This is a genomic window from Paenibacillus sp. 2TAB26, assembly GCF_052115145.1.
Taxonomy (GTDB): Bacteria; Bacillota; Bacilli; order Paenibacillales; family Paenibacillaceae; genus Pristimantibacillus.
This window is the reverse complement of record NZ_JBFRGC010000065.1, coordinates 1-3,405: the sequence shown is the minus strand read 5'-3', so window position 1 is coordinate 3,405 and position 3,405 is coordinate 1. Positions and strand designations below refer to the sequence as shown.

The following is a 3,405-nucleotide window of genomic DNA, read 5'->3' as shown; positions in this document are numbered from 1 at the left end:
TATCCAGTTTTCAATGTGCAAAACGCACAATGAAGCAAGACTCCCACTCGCAGTGGGTTTTAGTGTTTCCATGGAGGATTAGCTCAGCTGGGAGAGCATCTGCCTTACAAGCAGAGGGTCGGCGGTTCGATCCCGTCATCCTCCACCATAGTATGAGTCATTAGCTCAGTTGGTAGAGCACCTGACTTTTAATCAGGGTGTCGTAGGTTCGAATCCTACATGACTCACCATTTTTTAATCTCGGATGCGCGCGTATGGCGGAATTGGCAGACGCACTAGACTTAGGATCTAGCGGGCAACCGTGGGGGTTCAAGTCCCTCTACGCGCATCATAGTACGACAAAAGAAGTCTTGCTTAGCAAGGCTTTTTTTGTTGTTCAAAAGTAGGAAATGATATTCAAATGAGATGCTTTTGAGCTATTTTTTTGTCAAAGGAGTTAGCCTCGTGTACAATAAAAACAGCTAAGGGAGGACATATATGAATTTTTCCGTCACCTTTTTTACAAATATAAGCATTCTCATCACTTGTGCTTACCTTTTTAACCTCCTATATAAGAATTTTCTAAACCGAGCTTCCTCCAATGTGAAAAATAGTTTGTTGATTGTCACTTTTATTTTATCCGGCTGGCTGACGATGATGGTTGGTGTAGAATTAGGTAAGGGGCCCTTATTCGATTTGCGCGGCGTACCTATTATTTTTGCAACATTAGTGTTCCGAGATCCGCGCCATGTTTTTATTATTGGACTTGGTATCTCTGCTTCAAGATTTTTTGTCAATGGAATAACACCAAGCTCACTAACGGGATCAATTAATATCGCTATTATGGGACTCGTCGCTGCGGGGCTCGTCATGCTTTACGAACGACGCCAGTTATGGGGCTATCGTAAGAAGGCAACGATTTCTTTGCTCACCATCAATATTGTACAGGTAACTGGTATCGCGATCTTTGGCGCTCTGTCTCGTGAGTTGTACTTGAAGCAGATTATGCCTTTTACGCTGCCTCTTTCTATTTTGCTTGGTGCCTTATTCTTATTTATTATTAATGATTTTTATAAGGAACAGCTCCAAGCGGACGAGCTGCGCGACAATAACTTGCTTCTAATGGAGCAAACGAAGGAGCTTGAAGACAAAGCGATACAAATCATGAAGTCATCCAAATACAAGTCGGACTTCCTCTCTAATATGTCTCATGAGCTTCGGACACCTCTTAATAGTATCATTGTCCTCTCAGAGCTCATTCGTGAGAATACGGCCAGCCAGGAACACAATGAGAATTTTGAGTATGCAGATATGATAAACAGCTCTAGTAACGAATTGCTGCGAATCATTAATGACATCCTTGACTTATCCAAGATGGAAGCAGGGAAAATGGATATCAACTGGGGAGAAGTGTCCGTCGAGGATGTTACGCAGCTGGTATACCATGAATTTGCCCATTTTGCTGAAAAGAAGCAGCTAAGCTTCGAAGTTTTAATAGATGAAGAGGCTCCTCAAATGCTAGTATCAGATGGGCAAAAGCTGAGCCAAATTATTCGCAATCTATTAAACAATGCTATTAAGTTTACGGATAAGGGCGATGTCGCTTTGCACGTATACAAGGATAAGCTTACTGACTGCATTGTATTTGTTGTAAAGGACACCGGTATTGGGATAGATGAGGACAACCAGCAGCGAGTCTTTGATACATTTTCACAAGAGGACAGCACGATTCAGCGGAAATATGAAGGAACTGGATTAGGGCTTTCTATTTGCATACAGCTTACCAATCTACTTGGCGGCAAACTTGCGCTTAAAAGCACAAAGGGAGTTGGAAGTGAGTTTGCACTAAGTGTGCCGTTATATCCTACAATGAAATAGAATAGCATCTTCGATTGGAGCTGCAAATCGCCTCCGACTAGGTCGGAGAGTGAATTTCTGCATACAGATATGAGCTGTTAGATTCGACTAACAGCAAGGAAGGTGTAGTTAGGCAAATGCCTTCCTACACCTTTCTTTATGGATTTAGCGAGGTATCCATATTTGTATAAATAAGAATGGCATCTCTTAGAAATACAGCAGCACCGGGCTGGTTTTTATCATAATAGGCTGTAAACCTTTCATCATCTACATACATTTGAGCAACACCCGCATGTGCTTCTTTGGTATAGCTGCCCCAATAAAAACTTAGCCATTGTCGATGGAGATCGGCTGCTTTCTGTGCTAACTGACCAGCGGGATCACCAGTTGCAAAAGCTTCCTCAAGCACGCTTATGACCTCGGCCCCTAACTTTTCGATTTCAGTGTGCTGTTCTTTAGTCATGTTTTTGATTATTTGGTTAGAGAGATCCACCTGCTCGTTTCCGTACTTTTCTCTAATCTCTTTACCAAAGCTCTTCTCGTTCTCATTAATGAGCTGTTGCTTAAAACCTTCGAATTTCTCTTTATTCTCCATTATTATTCTCCCTTCTTTTTGAGCTAATGTTTTGTCGACATTAGCGATAAGCTGATCTAGCTGAACTCTTTTCTCTAAAAGCTTTTGTCGATGCTGCAGCAGTGCCTTCTCACCGTCAAAGGAAGGTGATGTCACGATGGCCTTGATTTCCTCTAATCCGATTCCAAGCTCTTTGTAAAATAGAATCTGCTGCAGCCGATCAACCTCCGCTTGCCCATAAATGCGATAGCCTGAAGAATTCAACCGTGCAGGTTTAAGCATGTCGATCTCATCATAATAACGCAGCGCACGTGTACTAATTCCAGCTAATCGACCTAGCTTTTGTATGGTATATTCCATGTGTTCACCTCCTGACAACATCATCGTACACCTTCACGCAACGTGAAGGTCAACTGTTTTTTTATAACGCAAGAGCAATAGTAAAGGATTTAACCAGTGTGGAATTGGAGGATGAACTAATGTCTTTCATGTAATTATTCTGTTTATTGAAGTAAGTAAACTCTATTCACAATTAACGAGGAATTGTTGTATAGCCGAGAATGCTATTGTTGAAAATAATGTTATCCAGCGATGGAGAGCGATATAGCATTATAAAATGGATGGAAAGCAGTTATGATTGAGAATGTTAAAGAGTTGTTCATTTGCGCTGTAAACGATATCCATTTATAATTAATGTTATTCTTCTTCTTTAAAGATGGAATCATGTATTTACATGCTTTATTGTAGTAAACATAGGCATTACAGCTGTATAGAAAGGGTTTTACATATGTAAATAAAGATTATTATAAATTAATTTCAAAAAAGACTTGCATTAATGGGTGAATGCATGGTATATTCTATTTCTGGCCGAGAGACACACGCGGACAGCAAGCAAAACAAGCATGACAAACGAAAGAATAGATTGCTCTTTGAAAACTGAACAACGAGTAATAACTGCCCTTACGATTCTAACGAATCGTGAGAAAAGCGATAAA

General features: G+C 40.6%; 2 protein-coding genes and 3 tRNA genes. 4 read left to right on the top strand and 1 reads right to left on the bottom strand.

Annotated features, from left to right (window positions below; all coding sequences use genetic code 11):
* Window positions 1-72 precede the first annotated feature (72 nt).
* The 4 genes from AB4Z50_RS35750 to AB4Z50_RS35735 all read left to right on the top strand — a co-directional run bounded on the left by AB4Z50_RS35750 (window position 73) and on the right by AB4Z50_RS35735 (window position 1,857).
* Window positions 73-148 (top strand) — tRNA-Val (locus tag AB4Z50_RS35750).
* 6 nt (window positions 149-154) lie between these two features.
* Window positions 155-230: transfer RNA gene (locus AB4Z50_RS35745), tRNA-Lys, on the top strand.
* An 18-nt stretch (window positions 231-248) separates the two neighbouring features.
* Window positions 249-328: transfer RNA gene (locus AB4Z50_RS35740), tRNA-Leu, on the top strand.
* Window positions 329-582: 254 nt separating this feature from the next.
* Entirely contained in the window at window positions 583-1,857 is a 1,275-nt protein-coding gene (locus AB4Z50_RS35735) for an ATP-binding protein (protein WP_441887235.1), read from the top strand.
* 136 nt (window positions 1,858-1,993) lie between these two features.
* Here the strand turns inward: AB4Z50_RS35735 and AB4Z50_RS35730 are convergent, their stop codons facing one another.
* Window positions 1,994-2,770, bottom strand: coding sequence for a MerR family transcriptional regulator (locus tag AB4Z50_RS35730; RefSeq protein WP_441887233.1), 777 nt, complete (start codon window positions 2,768-2,770; stop codon window positions 1,994-1,996).
* Between the last annotated feature and the right edge of the window lie 635 nt (window positions 2,771-3,405).